17 protein-coding genes are annotated in these 17,574 nt (G+C 64.2%); 7 read left to right on the top strand and 10 right to left on the bottom strand.

From position 1 onward, the window contains the following. The first annotated feature begins 55 nt into the window (after positions 1-55). The 3 genes from NCS02_RS23230 (at position 56) to NCS02_RS23220 (ending at position 1,916) form a co-directional block, all read left to right on the top strand. Positions 56-811 carry a DeoR/GlpR family DNA-binding transcription regulator gene (locus NCS02_RS23230; protein ID WP_008347169.1) on the top strand — a complete coding sequence of 252 codons (756 nt, stop codon included), beginning with the start codon at positions 56-58 and terminating at the stop codon, positions 809-811. Between the two features lie 173 nt (positions 812-984). After that, on the top strand, positions 985-1,335 hold the full coding sequence (locus tag NCS02_RS23225; RefSeq protein WP_033535906.1) for a hypothetical protein: 351 nt from the start codon (positions 985-987) through the stop codon (positions 1,333-1,335). A 50-nt stretch (positions 1,336-1,385) separates the two neighbouring features. Further along, positions 1,386-1,916, top strand: coding sequence for a YMGG-like glycine zipper-containing protein (locus NCS02_RS23220; RefSeq protein WP_033535907.1), 531 nt, complete (start codon positions 1,386-1,388; stop codon positions 1,914-1,916). A 9-nt stretch (positions 1,917-1,925) separates the two neighbouring features. On the opposite strand, the gene NCS02_RS23215 is transcribed toward NCS02_RS23220, so the two are convergent. The 7 genes from NCS02_RS23215 to NCS02_RS23185 all read right to left on the bottom strand — a co-directional run bounded on the left by NCS02_RS23215 (position 1,926) and on the right by NCS02_RS23185 (position 10,048). Beyond that, positions 1,926-2,756: a hypothetical protein gene (locus tag NCS02_RS23215; RefSeq protein ID WP_250503432.1), complete on the bottom strand. Its 831-nt coding sequence runs from the start codon at positions 2,754-2,756 to the stop codon at positions 1,926-1,928. 18 nt (positions 2,757-2,774) lie between these two features. Then, the gene (locus NCS02_RS23210) at positions 2,775-3,527 is read right to left on the bottom strand and encodes a lipoyl protein ligase domain-containing protein (protein WP_250458098.1); all 753 of its coding nucleotides are present in this window, start codon (positions 3,525-3,527) and stop codon (positions 2,775-2,777) included. A 109-nt stretch (positions 3,528-3,636) separates the two neighbouring features. Beyond that, on the bottom strand, positions 3,637-4,761 hold the full coding sequence (locus NCS02_RS23205) for an acetoin dehydrogenase dihydrolipoyllysine-residue acetyltransferase subunit (protein ID WP_008347159.1): 1,125 nt from the start codon (positions 4,759-4,761) through the stop codon (positions 3,637-3,639). Then, a complete protein-coding gene (locus tag NCS02_RS23200) occupies positions 4,761-5,777 on the bottom strand; it encodes an alpha-ketoacid dehydrogenase subunit beta (protein WP_008347157.1) in 1,017 nt (338 codons plus the stop codon). The genes NCS02_RS23205 and NCS02_RS23200 overlap by 1 nt, the downstream gene beginning before the upstream one ends. Before the next feature lie 18 nt (positions 5,778-5,795). Then, entirely contained in the window at positions 5,796-6,791 is a 996-nt protein-coding gene (locus NCS02_RS23195) for a thiamine pyrophosphate-dependent dehydrogenase E1 component subunit alpha (protein ID WP_008347155.1), read from the bottom strand. A 33-nt stretch (positions 6,792-6,824) separates the two neighbouring features. Next, complete coding sequence (locus NCS02_RS23190) at positions 6,825-7,880, bottom strand: ATP-NAD kinase family protein (protein WP_250503431.1); 1,056 nt, start codon at positions 7,878-7,880, stop codon at positions 6,825-6,827. A 191-nt stretch (positions 7,881-8,071) separates the two neighbouring features. Then, positions 8,072-10,048 (bottom strand): sigma-54-dependent Fis family transcriptional regulator, encoded by a 1,977-nt coding sequence (locus NCS02_RS23185; protein ID WP_250503430.1) that lies wholly within the window; start codon positions 10,046-10,048, stop codon positions 8,072-8,074. Positions 10,049-10,227: 179 nt separating this feature from the next. Between NCS02_RS23185 and NCS02_RS23180 the strand changes: the two genes are divergently transcribed. Beyond that, positions 10,228-10,458, top strand: coding sequence for a hypothetical protein (locus NCS02_RS23180; RefSeq protein WP_008347150.1), 231 nt, complete (start codon positions 10,228-10,230; stop codon positions 10,456-10,458). A gap of 8 nt (positions 10,459-10,466) precedes the next feature. On the opposite strand, the gene NCS02_RS23175 is transcribed toward NCS02_RS23180, so the two are convergent. Both NCS02_RS23175 and NCS02_RS23170 read right to left on the bottom strand, forming a co-directional pair. Continuing rightward, complete coding sequence (locus NCS02_RS23175; RefSeq protein ID WP_008347148.1) at positions 10,467-11,234, bottom strand: SDR family oxidoreductase; 768 nt, start codon at positions 11,232-11,234, stop codon at positions 10,467-10,469. A gap of 72 nt (positions 11,235-11,306) precedes the next feature. Further along, a complete protein-coding gene (locus tag NCS02_RS23170; protein ID WP_250520006.1) occupies positions 11,307-11,807 on the bottom strand; it encodes a hypothetical protein in 501 nt (166 codons plus the stop codon). Positions 11,808-12,183: 376 nt separating this feature from the next. Between NCS02_RS23170 and NCS02_RS23165 the strand changes: the two genes are divergently transcribed. The 3 genes from NCS02_RS23165 (at position 12,184) to NCS02_RS23155 (ending at position 15,201) form a co-directional block, all read left to right on the top strand. After that, on the top strand, positions 12,184-12,888 hold the full coding sequence (locus NCS02_RS23165) for a glutathione S-transferase N-terminal domain-containing protein (RefSeq protein WP_008347144.1): 705 nt from the start codon (positions 12,184-12,186) through the stop codon (positions 12,886-12,888). Between the two features lie 178 nt (positions 12,889-13,066). After that, on the top strand, positions 13,067-14,614 hold the full coding sequence (locus NCS02_RS23160; RefSeq protein ID WP_250503429.1) for a methyl-accepting chemotaxis protein: 1,548 nt from the start codon (positions 13,067-13,069) through the stop codon (positions 14,612-14,614). Positions 14,615-14,925: 311 nt separating this feature from the next. Beyond that, entirely contained in the window at positions 14,926-15,201 is a 276-nt protein-coding gene (locus NCS02_RS23155; protein ID WP_008347139.1) for a hypothetical protein, read from the top strand. Between the two features lie 93 nt (positions 15,202-15,294). Here the strand turns inward: NCS02_RS23155 and rpoD are convergent, their stop codons facing one another. Then, positions 15,295-17,301 carry an RNA polymerase sigma factor RpoD gene (rpoD, locus tag NCS02_RS23150; RefSeq protein WP_250503428.1) on the bottom strand — a complete coding sequence of 669 codons (2,007 nt, stop codon included), beginning with the start codon at positions 17,299-17,301 and terminating at the stop codon, positions 15,295-15,297. Positions 17,302-17,574 lie beyond the last annotated feature (273 nt).

Here is a 17,574-nt window from a genome sequence, read left to right as displayed (position 1 = left end):
TTGAACTCATGGTAGCGTGCAGTTTCGTGCAATATCAAGAAATTTCGTGCAAACAATGTTGACCAGTCAGCGCAAGAAAGCGATTCTCGATGCCCTCAAACGCGACGGCCAGGTGCTCGCCGCCGAACTGAGCGCGCGCTTCGGCATTTCCGAGGACACGGTGCGGCGCGATCTGCGCGAACTCGCGGCCGAAGGGCTGCTGCAACGCGTGCACGGCGGCGCGCTGCCTGCTTCGCCCGCGATCGCGCCGTTCGCGCGGCGCGAGGACATGGAATCGGAGGCGAAGCGGCGCATCGCGAAGAAAGCGGCGGACATGATCGCGCCGGGGCAGATCGCGATCATCGACGGCGGCACGACGTCCGCGCTGCTCGTGCGTCAGTTGCCGGCGAATCTGTCCGCGACGATCGTCACGCATAGTCCGAGCGTCGCCGTGGCGCTGGCGGAGCACGCTTCGGTCGACGTCGTGCTGATCGGCGGCAAGCTCTACAAGCATTCGATCGTCACGGTCGGGGCCGCTGCCGTCGAAGCCATGTCGCACATTCACGCCGATCTCTATTTCATGGGCGTCACGGGCGTACATCCGACGGCAGGCCTCACCACCGGCGATTTCGAGGAAGCGCACGTCAAGCGCGCGCTCGCGGCGCGCGCGGCGGAAACCGTCGTGCTGGCGTCGGCGGCGAAGCTCAACGCGGCTTCGGCCTACAGGATCGGCGGGATCGATCTGGCTCAGACGGTCATCGTCGAGGAAACCGCCGACGCGAAGCTCGTCGAACCGATCGAACGCGCCGGAATTACCGTGCTGCGCGCATGAATTCACGACACTTTGTTACCGGGTAACGCGCCGAAAAATACGCGCCGTTCCGCGTAATTGAAAATCTCCGGCAAAGGGAATAGCGTTCGAGGATGCGCTATGTCAGGTCAACTGCGGAGGTCGGATTTCCGTTGGTGCCATCGACATCGCAAACATTTTTTCTGGAGAAGGACGTGAATCGCCTGAAGGCTTTTATCGCGCTATCGCTGATCGCGAGCGCGGGCGTGACCGCCAACGCGTACGCCTGGGCGCGCGTCGGCGTGTGGGTCGGCGGACCCGTGTATTACCCGTATCCCGTCGCGCCGGCGCCGTATTACTACTATCCGCCGCCGCCCGTCGTCGTTCAGCCTGCCGCGCCGGTTCAATACGTCGAGCAGGGTCAGCCCGCCGCCGATCCGGGCGCGCCCGCGCAGCAGCCAGGCATGTGGTACTACTGCGACTCCGCGAAGGCCTATTACCCGTACGTGAAGCAATGCGCCAACGCATGGCGTCCGGTTCCGGCGACGCCGCCGCCATCGAACTGATGCTGTTCGGCACTTTGAAAACCGATAACGAAGCGAATTCGCAAGAATCCATGAACTACTCGAGGCTTGGCCTTTTACTGGCGGCAATCGGCGTGACGGGCCTTTCGGCCTGCACCGTGATGCCTACCGGCCCCAGCGTGATGGCGCTACCCGGCAGCACCAAAACGTTCGACCAGTTCCGCGCCGATGACAACTCCTGCCGCCAGTTTGCCCTTCAGCAGGTCGGCGGCGTGGACGCCAATCAGGCGGCGACCAACAGCGCGGTCGGCAGCGCGGTCGTCGGCACCGCGCTCGGCGCGGCGGCGGGCGCGGCCTTCGGCGGCGGATCGGGAGCGGCCATCGGCGCGGGCGCGGGCCTTCTGACCGGCAGCGCGTTCGGCGTCGGGGCATCGCAGGCATCGGGCTACAACGTGCAGCAGCGCTACGACTACGCGTATCTGCAATGCATGTACGCCGCCGGCGACAAAGTGCCGGTACGCGGCTCGACCCGCATGGTTCAGCCGTCCGGCGGCGCGTATTCCACCACGCCTCCGCCGCCTCCGCCGCCGCCGGGCTGGCAGCCGCCGCCCGGAACTTACTGACAGACTGAGTCAATGCCGCACGCGCCGGTCATCGCCGCCGGCGGCGAGCGGCGCATCGGGCACGAACGACGGCGCCACGAGCAAGCCCGTCACCCAGCCGATATAAAACCGCAAGTCGCTCCAGAACTCCGATCGCTCATACACGCGAAACGCCTGTACGTGCGCGAGCCATAGCGCGAGTTGCAGCGCGCCCGTCAGCACGAGCCAGGCGAGCGCGATCACGCCGGTCGCGCGGGCGCAGCGCCTGAACGTGAACGCATCCCACTGTTCCCGCACGATGAGACATCCCGCGATCAGCACGGCTATCGTGGGAATCGCGCTCGTCACGAGCACATGCGCGCTCCAGCCGAATATCACGCCGACCAGCAAACCGACGATGATCGACAGCGCCGCAATCGGCCACGCGATCCACGACGGCGCGCGCGCGGCCATCCACGCAATCGTGATGAAAAACGGCGTGATCGCCCATTGCAGCGCCTGCGCCACGGCTTTCACGAGGTTCTCGCTTGCCTGCTCGTTGGAGTGACTCGCTGCGACATACACGGTGATCGCCTCGTGCACGCAGACGGCGACGATCGCAAAGCTCAACGCCTCGCACGCGGCGAAAGCGGGAGATTTCTCGGCGGGCTCGTGCGCGTCGGACAGACCGCGCAAGCGCTCCAGCACCGGCTCGACGAAGAACGCGAGAATCGCGCCGATCAGGAGCGCGGCGGCGGCATCGGTCAGCGAAAAATGGCCGAAGAGCGAAAACAGCCCTTGCCACAGAAATTCGGGCGCGGCCGCGCACACGGCCACCCAAAGCGCGAAGAAGAACCCGTTTGAAGCACTTCTGAGCGGCATGGCCACCTCGATGCGTTTTTATTGTTCCGGCGGCGACGCATCCTTCACGCGGTCGATCAATGTCGCGCGCACGCGCTCGCGCAGGTCGGCGGGCATCGAAAAGCATTCGTAGGCGAGCGCCTGCGCAACGGTCACGATCCGCAGTTCTTCGTAGCGGCGTCCGCTTTCGATCATCGCTTCGAAGGCGTTGGCGCGCTCGTTGATTTCGATCGGATCGGCATCGACGAGCAGGACGGCGTGCGCAAGCACCGCATAGAGCGGCTGGTCCTTGTCGCCGTGCGGCACGCGCCGCCAGTACTGCGCGGTGCCCGCGATCTTGCGGGCGTCGTCGCCGGGGCCCCAGGCGAGATTGAAGCGGCCGTCGCAGAAAGAACCTTCGACCGCCTGCCAGTGCGTCAGCACGCCGAGCGAGCTGAGCGCATCGGCGAGAATCCGGCACAGATGCACGTAGACGGTTTCGGACAGCGCGCCCATCGGCGCGCGCACCGGATACGCGAGGCTCAGATTGAGCACGCCCGGACCCTGCGGAACGAGACCGCCGCCGGACAGACGCAGCCACACGGGACAGCCGCGCGCAGCAAAAGCCTCGCGCGCGTCGGCGAGCGCCGCGTAACGCTGATAGCTGCGCGGCACGACGAGCGATGCAGGCGCGTCCCAGACATGCGCGACGGCATCGCCCGCCGCCGCGCGCGCGAGGAGCGCTTCTTCGGCTTGCAGCGGATCGTGCGGATCGCCGGAAAGCGCGGCGGGATCGATCAGTTGGAAGGGCATGGCATCGAAGGAATGACGCGCCGACGCAGACGCGATCCCGACATGGTAGTCAAGAACGCGCGGACGCGCCGCGACGGTGTCCTGCTCCGCCGCGGCGCGCGCCGGGCGATCAGCCGCCCTTGCCTACGTGCTCCTTCAACAACGCGTTGACTTCGTTGGCCTTCTCCATTTGACTCATGTGCCCGGCGTCGTCGAACACGCGAACGGTCGCGCCTTCCGGTGCATGCTTCGCGTGCGCGGCGGGAATGATCTGGTCCTTTTCGCCCCAGATCACGAGCACCGGCTTGCCCGACGCAGCCAGCTTGCCGCCCGGCAGCGCGCTCTGCTTTCCGCCCGCGAACAAGCCGCCGTTGAGCGATGTCAGCGCGTCGCTGACGCCGTCGAGCCGCTTGTACTTCAGGAGATCGTCGAGCATCTGGCGGCTGACGAGTTCGGGATTCGCGAACAGCAGCTCGACCACCGGTTTCAGCTCGCGACGCGATTCGGCCGTGACGAAGCCTTCGGTGTACGCATTGTTCACTTCATCGCCGAAGCCGGCAGGCGAAATGAGCGACACGGACTGCACGCGCGACGGCTGGTCGACGGCCATCTGCGCCGCGATGCCGCCGCCCATCGAATGGCCGACGAGATGCGCCGCTTCCAGACCCACGGCGTCCATGAACTTGCCGACGAACGCGGCCAGCGCTGCCAGAGACGTTCCAGGCACTTTAGGCGTCGATTGTCCGTGGCCCGGCAGATCCAGCGCGAATACGCGGTTCCTTTCGGCGAGCGCATCGAGGTTGAACAGCCAGTTGTCGAGATCGCCGCCGAAGCCGTGGATGAACAACACCGCGGGCCGGCTCGCATCGTCGCCGCCGCGCGAGGCGTAGCGCACGCGGATGCCATCGACATCGACGAAGTGATACGCCGCCGCTTCCTCGCCCGCTTCCTCATCTTCGGCGGGCGTGACGTAGGACGAAACGTACGCGTCGATATCGGCGTCGCTCACGTCGGACGGCGCGAGCACGCCGAGCAGCGCCTTGACCGGCAGCGTATCGCCCGCCGACGCGACCCGCCGACGCAGCAAACCCGCGTCGGGCGCTTCGACGGCGTTGGCGATCTTGTCGGTTTCGACATCGAGGATCGGCATGCCGACGGTAATCTCCGTGCCCTCCTCCACGAGCCATTCGTTGACCGTGCCTTCCTTCATCGACAAGCCCCATTTGGGCATCACGATCGGTGTGATTGCGGCCATCAGTGCTTTCCTCCCTTCATGGTTTTTCGTGCGGCGTCGGCGATCTGCGCGGCGCTCGGTATGTAAAGATCTTCGAGCGTCGGCGAGAACGGCACCGGCGTATGCGGTGCGCAGACCATCTGGATGCCCGCTTTCAGCGCGCCGAACGCCTGCTGCGCGACCTGCGCGGAAATATCCGTGGCGATATTGCAGCGTGGGTTCGCCTCATCGACGACGACGAGCCTGCCCGTGTTCTCGACCGTCTCCAGCACCGTATCGAGATCGAGCGGCGACAGCGTGCGCAGATCGACGACTTCCGCTTCGATGCCTTCCTTCGCGAGCGTCGCGGCGGCCTCCAGCGCGCGATGCACCATCAAGCCGTACGTGACGATCGACACGTCCTTGCCGTCGCGCACGACGTTCGCTTCGCCGAACGGAATCGCATACGAGTTCTCGGGCACTTCGCCTTCGAAGCCGTAGAGATTCTTGTGCTCGCAGAAAATGACCGGATCGTTGTCGCGGATCGCCTGAATCAGCAATCCCTTCGTGTCGTAGGGCGTCGACGGGCACACGACCTTCAGCCCCGGAATGTGCGTGAACAGCGAGGTCAGCATCTGGCTATGCTGCGCGGCCGCGCGAAAGCCCGCGCCGACCATCGCGCGGATCACGACGGGCGTTTCCGCCTTGCCGCCGAACATGTAGCGGAACTTCGCCGCCTGATTGAAGATCTGGTCGAAACACACGCCCATGAAGTCGATGAACATCAGCTCCGCGACCGGACGCATGCCGCACGCCGCCGCGCCGATCGCCGCGCCCACGTATGCCGATTCCGAGAGCGGCGTATCCAGAAGGCGATCGCCGTGCTTCGCGTACAGACCTTTGGTGACGCCGAGCACGCCGCCCCACGCGTCTTTCTCGCCGTCCGCGCCTGCGCCGCCGACGATGTCCTCACCCAGCACGATCACACTCGGATCGCGCGTCATTTCCTGATCGATGGCTTCGTTGATCGCCATCTTCATGCTCAGTTTGCGGGCCATGGTGTTTGTCTCCTCGAATCAATATTTGACGTAGACATCGGTGAGCAGATCGGCGGCGGTCGGCAAAGGCGCGTCCTTCGCTTCCTGCACCGCGCGGTCGATCAGCGCGGCGACCTCCTTGTCGATCGCGTCGAGTTCTCCCGGGGAGATCACGTCGGCTTGCGTGACGGCGGCCGCGAACTTCTTCAGGCAATCCTTGTTCGAGCGGATATCGTCGATTTCGCCGGGCGCGCGGTACGTCTGCGCGTCGCCTTCGAAGTGACCGTAGAAGCGGATCATCTTGCATTCGAGCAGCGCCGGCCCGCCGCCTTCGCGCGCGCGTTTGATGACCTCGCCCGCCGCTTCGTACACCGCGAAGAAATCGGTGCCGTCGACGGTCACGCCCGGAATGCCGAAGCCCGCCGCGCGATCGACGTAGCTATCGACGGCCGTGCCGTAGTCACGCGCGGTCGATTCGGCATAGCCGTTGTTCTCGATCACGAAGATCACCGGCAGGTTCCACACGGCCGCGAGATTCAGGCTTTCGAGAAACGTGCCCTGGTTCGACGCGCCATCGCCCGCGAACGTGATGCCGACTTCGCCCTTGCCGCGAAACTTCGCCGCGAGCGCCGCGCCGCAGATCAGCGGCGCGCCCGCGCCGAGAATGCCGTTCGCGCCCATCATCCCTTTCGACAGATCGGCGATATGCATCGAGCCGCCCTTGCCGTTGCACGAGCCGCCTTTCTTGCCGTAGATCTCCTTCATCATCGCGACCGGATCGACGCCTTTCGCGATGCAGTGTCCATGTCCACGATGCGTGCTCGCGATGCGGTCGCCATCGTTCAAATGCGTCATGATGCCGACGCCCGCCGCCTCCTCGCCCGCGTACAGGTGCACGAAGCCGGGAATGTCCCCGCGTCCGAAATCGACGTGCAGGCGCTCTTCGAAATCGCGGATCGTGCGCATCTTGCGATACGCACTCAGCAGTTCGTCCTTGGAGAGCGGCAAGCCGCCCGCATGTTGCGTCGCTGTCATCTCTGTCTCCTTTGATGTCTTCCGTGGGTTGGCCTAGCGGGTGTGGCTGCTGGACTGACGCATCAGCCCGGACGCCGCCGCGTAACGCATGCACGCGGCGACATCGATGCTGCGAAAAGCGCTTTCCCTGAGCGTGATGCTCACTTCGTCGCCGGGTCCGAAGGCGAGCTCGCGTTCGCCGTCGAGCGCGACGATGCCGCTCTTCTGCTTCACGCGATGCGGCACGCCGTCGGCGAGGCGCGTCCAGTTCGCGATCGGCACGGGTTCGACGAGGCCGGGCGCGATCGGCGCGCGCAGTTCGAATTCGCAGTCGCCTGGTCTGCCGAGCTCGATCGCGAGTCCGCCCTTGTCGTGCCGCCCGAGCGGTTCGAGCAGACCGGCGATCGCCGACATGCCGATCGCCTGCGGATCGGCGTAAGAGACGTAGACGGCGGCGAGCGTGTCGATCTTCCACAGCGCCCGCGCGCCGATGAAATGCTCGTGCGAAATCACGGCATCGACGAGCGCGATGTCGCGGCGCACGCTGCCCTTCGCATCGCGAATTTCGATGTCGAGCAGCTTGTTCGACGCGAGCGCTTGGCGCGCGGGGACGCGGCCCGTTGCGTAGAGCCCCGTCGCAAGTCCGGAGATGGTCGGCTCCCGCATTTCCGGATAGGCGTTGTTCGTGCCCGTCGACAAGCCTGCGATCGGCACCTGGCCGCACTCGCGCACGACCGCGCGATGCGTGCCGTCGCCGCCGAGCACGATGAGCGCATCGGCGCCGGCGTCGTGCATCATGCGCGCGGCGCGAAACGTGTCGTCGACGCGCGCGGTCACGGGCATGTCGAGGAATTCGACGTGAGCGAGCGCGGCGTCCGGACCTTGCTTGCGCGAAAGATGCCGTTGGAGCATGACCTTGAGACCTTCGCGGTCCGGCATCATCAGCACGCGCGAAGCGCCGCACGACGCGAGCGACGACAGCAGCCGCAACACAATATTCACGCGATCCGCGAGCTGCAGGCTGTTCGCATTCGCGATGACGCGCCGGATGTCCCGCGCCGAAACAGGATTGGCGATGATGCCGACGAGCGGCGCCGCGCTGTCACGCATGCCAGTGTCTCCGTTGTGTGTTTTGTGCGGCGGATAAAGGCAAGCGCCATGCCAATCTGAAGACGGCTTTCGCGCGCGAAAAAGCGAGGGATTACCCGCGGAAATCGGGCGCTTTGGAGGGTGTACGGGGCGCCGCCGTGACAGGTGTCACAGCGGCAGGTGTATCGGCGGGAGTACAGGCGTATCGCGCGTTAGTGACCCGCGTCGCGCTGATTCGGCGACTTGATGCCGTAGCGCGCCATGCGCCGGTAAAGCGTCATGCGGCTCACGCCGATCTGCCGCGCGACCGCGCTCAGATTCCAGCTCGCCGCGCGCAGATACTGCATCAGCAGCATGCCTTCGGGCGGCAGCCGATGCGGATCGAAATCCCCGACGACGGCGCGCGCCGGCTCGGCTTCGACTGGCGTCGGCGCGCCGTCGAATCCTTCCGGCAGATCATCGACATCGATCGAACCGTTCGCGCACACCGCGCGCGCATAGCGCAGCACGTTGCAAAGCTCGCGCAGATTGCCCGGCCACTCATGCCGATGCAGCCGTTCACGCGCCGCCGGCGTCAGCGTGACCGCGCCTTCGAGCAGCTTGTCGACGAGCCAGTCGAGATCGCTTCGTTCGCGCAGCGGCGGCAGCGTGAAGCGCGCGCCGTTCAGGCGATAGTAGAGATCCTCGCGGAAGCGTCCGTCGTGCATGAGCGCGTCGAGCGAATGATGGGTGGCGGAAATCACGCGCACATCGACCGATACGGGCCGCGACGCGCCGATCGCGAGCACTTCGCCTTCGGCCAGTACGCGCAGCAGCCGCGATTGCAAGTCGCGCGGCATGTCGCCGATTTCATCGAGAAAGAGCGTGCCGCCGTCCGCTTCCTGAATGAGCCCGCGCTTGCCCTTCGCGCCCGCGCCCGAAAAGCTGTTCGGCAGATGCCCGAACAATTCGCTTTCGATGAGCGTCTCCGGAATCGCCGCGCAATTCACCGCGACGAACGGCCCCGCGCGCCGCGCGCTCGCGCGATGCAGCGCCTTCGCGAAAAACTCCTTGCCGCTGCCGGTTTCGCCATTGACGAGCAGGTTGATCGGCGAATCGACGAGCTTCGCGGCGCGTTCCAGTTGACGCCTGAGCGCGGCATCGCCACCGCACAGCGCGGCGAGCGGCGCGGGCACTTCCACGCTGCGCGCCGCAGTCGCGTTGGTCGACGGCGTGACGCACGGCGCGGGCGGCATCACGCTCAGATAAAGCAGCGCGCCGGATTTTGCGAGCGGCACCGCGCGCAATTCGCTCGGGCGCGAATAGACGAAGCGGCCCAGCTCTTCGATGCGCGCGTCGAAAAGCGTATCGAACGGCACGCCGATCAGCGACGTCGCCCTTTCTCCCGGCGCGACCGGACGGCCGATTTCGGCGGCGAGCATCGTATGCGCGCGGCGATTGTGTCCGACGATGCGTCCGCTCGCATCGAGCGCGATCAGATATTCGGGGTTCACATCGACGAATTCCGGCGCGGTGTTCAGCTTCAGAATCCAGTCCTGCCGATGCGTGCGCAGAAAATTCGCGTTCTCGATGTGCCCCGCGTAAATCCGCACGAGTTGCAGCGCGAGATTCTGGCTGTCGCGCGCTTGCGGCGACACGAGCGCGGAAATGTCCAGGATCGCGGAAAGCGCGCCGCGCGAATCGTAGAGCGGCGCGGCGGTGCACGTGAGCGGAATGTGCGTGGCGTCGAAATGATCGATCTGATGGACGGTGAGCGCCTGCCCCGTCGTGAGCGCGGTGCCGACCGCGCAGGTGCCCGCGCCCGCTTCGCTCCACTCCGCGCCGAGATAGAGACCCGCGCGGCGCAGCGAGGAATCGGTGTTCGCATCGCCGATGTAATCGACGGTCACGCCGAGCGCATCGGTGAGCAGCACGACATAACCCATGCCCGCGACCTGCTCGTACAAGGCTTCGAGACCGTGACGCGCGATGCGCGCGAAGTCGTCGATGCGCTGCTGATGCTCGCGCAGGCGCGTCTGCGGCAGGATGCGCGCTTCCTGCATGCGCGACGGATCGAGTCCGTACTGATGCACGCAACGCCGCCATGAAGACTGAATGATGCCGTCGTGCGCTCGCGCCGTACCGAGCGCGTCCGCCCGCGTGGTCGCCGCGACGACTGCCTCGATGTGCTCGCGTTGCCGCATGTCCATCGTGCTCTCCTTGGCGTTCTCGTGCCGCCCGCACGCGGAATTCACCGATTCGCACGAGCGTGTCTCAGGCCATATGATGCTCGAATCGGCAGAACGCGTCATGCGGCGATAGCGCTGCGCCGCAACATATACGACCGCTGATACATCGGCGCATCAGAACGAAAATCAGGAGACAGCGGATGGCGAAGATCGCTTACGAAGACTTCGAGCGACAGATCGTGCAGCATCACCTCATCAAGGGCAACGTGTACGAGAACGGCGCGGCGCTCGTCGAGCGCGCGAACAGGTGGATTGCCGAGAACGACGTCGACGTGCTGAACGTCGAGAGCCTCTCGACGTTCGGCGCCGGCGACGATACCAGCGTGAGCCATTGGTACTCGGGCATTCGCGTCTGGTATCGGATCGCGTAGAAGAAGAATCAGCCGCGGCCGACGAACGGCATCTTGGTGGCCATCACGGTGTGGAACAGCACGTTGGCTTCGAGCGGCAGGTTCGCCATGTAGAGCACCGACTGGCCGACGATCTTCACGTCCATCATCGGTTCGATGGCGATCTCGCCGTTCGCTTGCGGCACGCCCTTCGACATGCGCTCCGACAGCTCGGTGAAAGCATTGCCGACATCGATCTGACCGACCGCGATGTCGTACTTGCGGCCATCGAGCGATGCGGTCTTCGTGAGACCTTGCACCGCGTGCTTCGTCGCCGTGTAGGCCGCCGAATTGGGGCGCGGCGCGCTCGCGGAAATCGAACCGTTATTGATGATGCGGCCGCCCGTGGGCGTTTGCGCCTTCATCGTGCGGAATGCTTGCTGCAGGCAATAGAACATGCCGTTCAGATTGATATCGACGACGTTCTTCCATTGCTCGGGCGTCCAGTCCTCGAACGGTCCCGGCGGATTCGTCACGCCAGCGTTGTTGAACAGCAGATCGACGCGGCCGAAGCGCTCGACCGCCGCCTTGAAGAGCTTCTCGACCGATTGCGGATCGGAGACGTCGGTCGGCACGGCGAGCGCGCGCTCCGCTGCATTCGATTCGCCGATCACCGCGTCGAGCGGCGCGGGACGTCTTCCGGCAAGCACGACCGACCAGCCGTCGCCGAGCAAGGCCAGCGCCGCCGCACGGCCGATCCCGCTTCCCGCTCCGGTGACGATGGCGATTCGTTGAGACTGCTTGGCTGCGTCAGACATGTCGGCGTTCTCCTGTTGTCGGGCGCGCGACACTTTGCGCGCGCTTTTGGGGAGAACATTATCGGCGATGATTCAGCGATTCCGCGACGCTTCCGTCGTAACGGCGCCGGCCGTCGTCTTGCTCGCGCCGCTGCCGTCGCAGAAGACGGCGGTCATCATCATCGGCACGACCTGTTTGACGACCGCCGTGCTGCCCGATTCGCGCACCTTCGCCTCGACCGTTTCCGACGCGGCGAGCACCACGACGCCATACGCGGAATCGTTGATCGGCTGGCCGCTGCCGCGCTTGAACATGTCGTCGCCGTGCTCGTAGCCCAGCACGGCATAGACGCGAAAGCCGTAAGCGGTGAGCTCGCTTCCCTGGGTCGGCTTGAACGCGTTGACCGAATTCGCCTCGACGCGCATGGGGCGGGCGTCGATGGATTTATCGGCGACGAGCGGTGCGATGAAGTTGTGCGCGCTGGACTTGCAGTCGAGCTGGCTTTCGAGAGACGCGGCGGTGCACAGGCTGGGCAGCAGTCCCCCGACCACGGCAGCGATTGCGGTAAGCGTTGCGAGAGGAGCGGTTTTCATGGCAGCGTAACCAACGGTTCGTAAGGCCGGCACGGATTCCCGGGCACCCGTGCCGATGCAATAACCGAGCCAGTGGACCGGCCCGCACGTCGCGTTCGCGCTGCACATTCCCGCAAGGGCTTGGTTTCTTCGTTGTTCGTTGACTTCTTGACCTTCGCGCTGCGCGCAATCCTCGTATCGATGCTGCGATTCCTACAATCGCTTTTGTAGTCGAGGCAAGAACAGATTCCGCGTTTCGACATACGTCGTCTGTACGAGATCCCTCAATCTTTTCCTGTCGATGCGGCGAGCGGATGACAGCGCGCGCGATGGTGTCTTCGACGCAGGAAAGCCGCGAAATCGTTATATTCGGCGCTTCGACCTTCGAGGACTCTAAATGACCGCGCTTGCCGATTTCCCCATCACCCGCAAATGGCCCGCTCAGCATCCCGAGCGCATTCAGCTCTATTCGCTGCCGACGCCCAATGGCGTGAAAGTCTCGATCATGCTCGAGGAAACCGGCCTGCCTTACGAGCCGCATCTCGTGCGCTTCGACAAGAACGATCAGATGTCGGACGAGTTCCTGTCGCTCAATCCGAACAACAAAATTCCCGCGATCATCGATCCGGACGGACCGAACGGCGAGCCGATGCCGCTCTTCGAATCCGGTGCGATTCTTGTCTATCTCGCGGCGAAGAGCGGCCAGTTGATGCCCGACGATGTGGCGAAGCGCTACGAAACGCTGCAATGGCTGATGTTCCAGATGGGCGGCGTCGGCCCGATGTTCGGGCAGGTCGGCTTCTTTCACAAGTTCGCGGGCAAGGATTACGAGGATAAGCGTCCGCGTGCGCGCTACGTCGCCGAATCGAAGCGGCTTCTTGGTGTCCTCGACAAGCGGCTCGAAGGTCGCGACTGGATCATGGGCGACGAGTACAGCATCGCGGATATCTCCACGTTTCCGTGGGTGCGCAATCTGATCGGCTTTTACGAAGCGCGCGAGCTGGTGGATTTTCACGAGTTCAAGAACGTCGAGCGCGTGCTCGACGCGTTTCTCGCGCGGCCTGCGGTGAAGCGCGGACTGGAGATTCCGAAGCGCGATTGATTGCGGGGCATCGGTCGCTTTCGTTGGGAACGCGCACGCAAAGGTTTGCGGCGCGTGACCGCGGCGCTTGTCACACAAACGTCGTCGACGATCGGTAGATTGTGCTCTCCATAAAAGTCCGATGATTGGTCGCTGCGCGCCTCCGGACTTCTCCGCGCACGTTTCTCTTCTACCGAACATGTCAAAGTTCACCGTCAAGGCGCGCCTCGCGATCGTCATGGGCGCGGTCGCCGCCGTGCTCGTTGCGGTCGGCAGCGTCGGATTATTCGGCGTCCAGCGAAGCAATGCCGCGCTACGCCACGTCTTCGAAGGGCGCGTGCAAGCGCTGCAGACCATTTCCACGATCGACGAACTCATCACGCAAAGCCAGTTCGCGATCAGCGATGCCGTGCTCGATCCATCGGCGCAAAAGACGCAAGCCGTGGTCGCATCGACGCAGCAGCGCGTCGCAAATATCGATGCCCTGCTGGGCCGCTATCTGCGCTATCCGCTCGATTCGACCGAAGCGCCGCTCGCAAAGCGCCTCGCCGCCGACTGGGCGACACTGCGCGACAAAGGCTTTCGTCCGTCGACGGATCTGCTCGCCGCCAACAATTTGGCCGAAGCACAGTGGATCGTCACGCAGCAGATCGAGCCGCAAGCGAAGCGCGTCAAGAAGGAAAGCACCGATCTGCGCGCGTTTCAGCTCACCGCCGCACAGCAGGAATACGACGACGCGCAACGCGTGAGCCGCATCGTGCAATGGAGCGTGGGCGCGTGCATCGGGGCGGGCGTGGCGCTCGTCGGCTGGCTCTGCTTTTCGTTGGCGCGCTCGCTCATGCGCCAGCTTGGCGGCGAACCGGGACTCGCGGCAAGCGTCGCGCGGCGCGTCTCGCAAGGCGATCTGCTGACCGATGTGCCCGTCGCGCGCGGCGACACGGAAAGCGTGATGTACGCGATGAGCCTGATGCGCAGCCAGCTCGCGTCGATGGTCGGCGACATCAAGCGCTCGACGCAGACCATCGGCGTCGCGGCGGCGGACATCACCGAGGGCAACCACGCGCTGTCCGCGCGCACCGAGGAACATGCGGCGAGCTTGCAGCAGACGTCGGCGAGCATGGAGCAGATCGCATCCACCGTTCGCGCCAACGCCGATCACGCGAATCGCGCGCGCGAGTTGGCGAGGGAAGCGTCCGAGCGCGCGAAAGATGGCGAACGCGCCGTCGCCGATGCAATCGCGCGCATGATGGATTTGTCGTCGCGTTCGGCGCAGATCGGGCAGATTACGAACGTGATCGAATCCATCGCGTTTCAGACGAATCTGCTCGCGCTGAACGCGGCGGTCGAAGCGGCGCGAGCCGGGTCGCTCGGACGTGGCTTTGCTGTCGTCGCCGAGGAAGTTCGCGCGCTCGCGCGACGCTCGTCGGCCGCGGCGAAGGAAATCTCGCAATTGACCCGCGAAGTGAACGCGCACGTCGAATCGAGCGGCTCGACGGTCATGCGCGCGGGCACGACGCTCGCCGATCTGCTCGCTTCCGTCGACGCCGTGTCGATGCTCGTCGAAGCGATCGCGACGGCTTCGCGCGAGCAAAGCAGCGGCATCGACGAAGTGAACGACGCGGTATCGCAGATGGATCGTTTGATGCAGAAGAATGCCGCCCTCGTGAACGAAGCGGCGACGGCCGCGCACGCGCTCGACGCGCAGGCGCGCGAACTCGGGCAAACCGTCCAGGCATTCCGCATTTAGGCTTTTTTGACGCGGCCGGCGCGAATTTTTTTACCGGTTCAGAATGGGAGACGAAGCAACGCGCGAATTTCGTACGCCGGGTCAAATGCGTTACGCATCAACACGTTGGCCCGGCGATGCTCAGGATATCCACAATCTTGCCCACCGATTCTGTGGACAAGCATTCGTCCGTTCCAGCCGTCACGAGTTCGCCGAACGCATGATTTGTCAATGCGAATCTGACGATGGTGACGCCAATGGATGCCCTCCTCTACCCTTCTCGACGCCGCGCCCGGCGCCTTTCGCTAGCTGCGGCTGCCGGCATGATTTGCATGGCGGCTCACGCGCAAACGCAATGCCCCGGCTACGTCGAAACCGACGCCGGCAGCGCGTTCGATATCGCATCGATGATTCGCGACGCCGGCTCGCCGCAATCCGCGCTCGACAAGCTGCGCAACGCGGTGGCGAAAGTGAACGCCGGCGGCGGATGCTCGATCTTTCGCGACCGCCTCGCCTGCGAGGAAACGCTCACGCTCGCAAACAAGGCGATCGTCGCGTTGCAGGCGTGCGCGTCGTCAAGGATGCCTAAAGGCACGACGCACGGCTGATGTCATCGCGCAAATAAAAAAAGCGCGTGCCGCCATTTCTGGCGGCACGCGCTTCAGAGTTCGCCCGAACGTCAGTCCAGGCGGCCCGTAGGATCAGCGATCCAGGAACGGACGCAGCTTGTCGGCGCGGCTCGGATGCATGAGCTTGCGCATCGCCTTGCTCTCGATCTGGCGAATGCGCTCGCGCGTCACATCGAACTGCTTACCCAGTTCTTCGAGGGTATAGTCCGAAGCCGTGTCGATGCCAAAGCGCATGCGCAGCACCTTCGCCTCGCGCGGCGACAGCGCGTTGAGCGCATCGTCGATCGCGGCGCGCATGTTCGCGTGCACGGCGGCCTCTGCCGGAGAAGCAGCGCCCTGATCTTCGATCATGTCGCCAAGCGTTGCATCGGCATCTTCGCCGACCGGCGTTTCCAGCGACACCGGTTGCTTCGCGATCTTGAGAATGCCGCGGATCTTCTCTTCCGGCATTTCCATGCGCTCGGCCAGCACCGACGGATGCGCTTCCAGGCCCGTCTGCTGCAAGATCTCGCGCGAGATGCGGTTCAGTTTGTTGATCGTTTCGATCATGTGCACCGGCACGCGGATCGTGCGCGCCTGATCGGCGAGCGAACGCGTCACGGCCTGACGAACCCACCACGTCGCATACGTCGAGAACTTCCAGCCACGGCGATATTCGAACTTGTCCACCGCCTTCATCAGACCGATGTTGCCTTCCTGAATCAGATCCAGGAACTGCATGCCGCGATTGACGTACTTCTTCGCAATCGAGATGACGAGACGCAGGTTCGCTTCGATCATCTCGCGCTTGGCCTGACGCATCTTCAATTCGGCAGCCGTCATCTGACGGTTGATCTTCTTCAGTTGCTGCAGCCGCATCTCGACGACGCCTTCGATGTCGATGAGCTTCTGCTGCTCTGCCTGAATCGCCGGCAGGCTGCGCTCGAGCGACGCGCCGTATTGCTTCGAAGCCGCCGACGCACGTGCCGTCCATTCGAGATCGGTCTCGTGACCGACGAACGATTCGACGAACTTGTCGCGCGGCATGCCGCAACGATCCACCGCGATCTGCAACACGCGACGTTCGATGTCACGCACCTGCGCGACCTGCTGCTGAACGTTCGCGCACAGGCGGTCGATGGTCTTCGCCGTGAAGCGGATCGAACCGAGCTCGCGCTGGATTTCGGCTCGAGCCTTTTCGACAGCCTTCGCCGCAGCGGCACCCGAACCCTTAGGACTGCTCGCCTGTTCCGCCAGCTCGCGCACGCGTGCGAAGATCTCCAGACAGTCGGCCTTCAGTTGCTTCAGACGCGCTTCGTTCGATGCAGCGGAATCGCCAGCGCCATCGAGATCGTCGTCGTCGTCTTCGTCGCTGTCGGATTCGTCGGTATCCGTATCGATTTCGGCGGAGTCGGTCGTATCGGAAGCCGACATGTCTTCATCTGCCGTGTCCTCTTCCTTCAGGCCATCGACCAGTTCGTCGATCTTCAGCTCGCCCGATTCGACTTGCGCCGCGTCCGCGAGAATCGTCGCGACCGTCGACGGGCACGCCGCGATCGCCTGAATCATCTCGTGCAGCCCGTCTTCGATGCGCTTCGCAATCGCGATTTCGCCGGCGCGCGTGAGCAGCTCGGTCGCGCCCATTTCACGCATGTACATGCGAACCGGGTCGGTCGTGCGGCCGAATTCGGAATCGACGGTCGACAGCGCGTTTTCCGCTTCTTCGTCCGATTGCTCGTCCGTCACGACGCTTGGGGCGTTGTCGCTCAGCAGCAGCGTTTCGGCGTCCGGCGCCTGCTCGTAGACCGCGACACCCATATCGTGGAACGTACTGACGACGGTTTCCATCGCCGCCGTTTCAGCGAAGTTATCCGGAAGGTGGTCGTTGATCTCGGCGTGCGTGAGATAGCCGCGCTCCTTGCCCAACTGGATGAGCGCGCGCATCTGACGCTGACGCTCTTCATTCTGTTCGGCGGTCATCGCGACATCGGGCTGTATCGTGCCGGCCTGGCCCTTCCCTTTGTTCGCCCGCCGGCCCGGTGCCTTGCGCGCCGGCGCGACGATATCCAGCTCCGAATCTTCCCGATCAAAACTTGCCATACTTTCTCCTCGACAGGTTTGCTCGGCGACGACAGATCCCCGGGAGCGAGCGTAACGGCTCGCGATGATTTCGATGACAGCTTCGACCACGGACGGCTTGCTGAAAATCGCATCGAGCAAAGCACGCAAACCGCATCCAGACGCGGTGTTTGCGTTTTCCAATCGCCCATTCAGGCGCAACCTTAGAGTATATCAGCTTTTGCTGCGACGCAGCAGCCTAATTCAAAAAAGTTTCCGGGCGCGGTCTCACCTCGATTCATCTGATGTTTTGGC

It is taken from the genome of Caballeronia sp. NCF2 (genome assembly GCF_023631205.1).
Lineage (GTDB): Bacteria > Pseudomonadota > Gammaproteobacteria > Burkholderiales > Burkholderiaceae > Caballeronia > Caballeronia zhejiangensis.
This window is presented reverse-complemented; position numbering and strand designations above follow the sequence as displayed.

What these genes read in the sequence shown, in the direction of transcription:
- NCS02_RS23175 (WP_008347148.1), bottom strand. Translation starts at nt 11,234, where the DNA reads ATGTCTGACGCAGCCAAGCAGTCTCAACGAATCGCCATCGTCACCGGA.
- NCS02_RS23210 (WP_250458098.1), bottom strand. Translation starts at nt 3,527, where the DNA reads ATGCCCTTCCAACTGATCGATCCCGCCGCGCTTTCCGGCGATCCGCAC.
- rpoD (WP_250503428.1), bottom strand. Translation starts at nt 17,301, where the DNA reads ATGGCAAGTTTTGATCGGGAAGATTCGGAGCTGGATATCGTCGCGCCG.
- NCS02_RS23180 (WP_008347150.1), top strand. Translation starts at nt 10,228, where the DNA reads ATGGCGAAGATCGCTTACGAAGACTTCGAGCGACAGATCGTGCAGCAT.
- NCS02_RS23200 (WP_008347157.1), bottom strand. Translation starts at nt 5,777, where the DNA reads ATGGCCCGCAAACTGAGCATGAAGATGGCGATCAACGAAGCCATCGAT.
- NCS02_RS23160 (WP_250503429.1), top strand. Translation starts at nt 13,067, where the DNA reads ATGTCAAAGTTCACCGTCAAGGCGCGCCTCGCGATCGTCATGGGCGCG.
- NCS02_RS23170 (WP_250520006.1), bottom strand. Translation starts at nt 11,807, where the DNA reads ATGAAAACCGCTCCTCTCGCAACGCTTACCGCAATCGCTGCCGTGGTC.
- NCS02_RS23190 (WP_250503431.1), bottom strand. Translation starts at nt 7,880, where the DNA reads ATGCGTGACAGCGCGGCGCCGCTCGTCGGCATCATCGCCAATCCTGTT.
- NCS02_RS23205 (WP_008347159.1), bottom strand. Translation starts at nt 4,761, where the DNA reads ATGGCCGCAATCACACCGATCGTGATGCCCAAATGGGGCTTGTCGATG.
- NCS02_RS23215 (WP_250503432.1), bottom strand. Translation starts at nt 2,756, where the DNA reads ATGCCGCTCAGAAGTGCTTCAAACGGGTTCTTCTTCGCGCTTTGGGTG.
- NCS02_RS23220 (WP_033535907.1), top strand. Translation starts at nt 1,386, where the DNA reads ATGAACTACTCGAGGCTTGGCCTTTTACTGGCGGCAATCGGCGTGACG.
- NCS02_RS23155 (WP_008347139.1), top strand. Translation starts at nt 14,926, where the DNA reads ATGGCGGCTCACGCGCAAACGCAATGCCCCGGCTACGTCGAAACCGAC.
- NCS02_RS23165 (WP_008347144.1), top strand. Translation starts at nt 12,184, where the DNA reads ATGACCGCGCTTGCCGATTTCCCCATCACCCGCAAATGGCCCGCTCAG.
- NCS02_RS23195 (WP_008347155.1), bottom strand. Translation starts at nt 6,791, where the DNA reads ATGACAGCGACGCAACATGCGGGCGGCTTGCCGCTCTCCAAGGACGAA.
- NCS02_RS23185 (WP_250503430.1), bottom strand. Translation starts at nt 10,048, where the DNA reads ATGGACATGCGGCAACGCGAGCACATCGAGGCAGTCGTCGCGGCGACC.
- NCS02_RS23230 (WP_008347169.1), top strand. Translation starts at nt 56, where the DNA reads ATGTTGACCAGTCAGCGCAAGAAAGCGATTCTCGATGCCCTCAAACGC.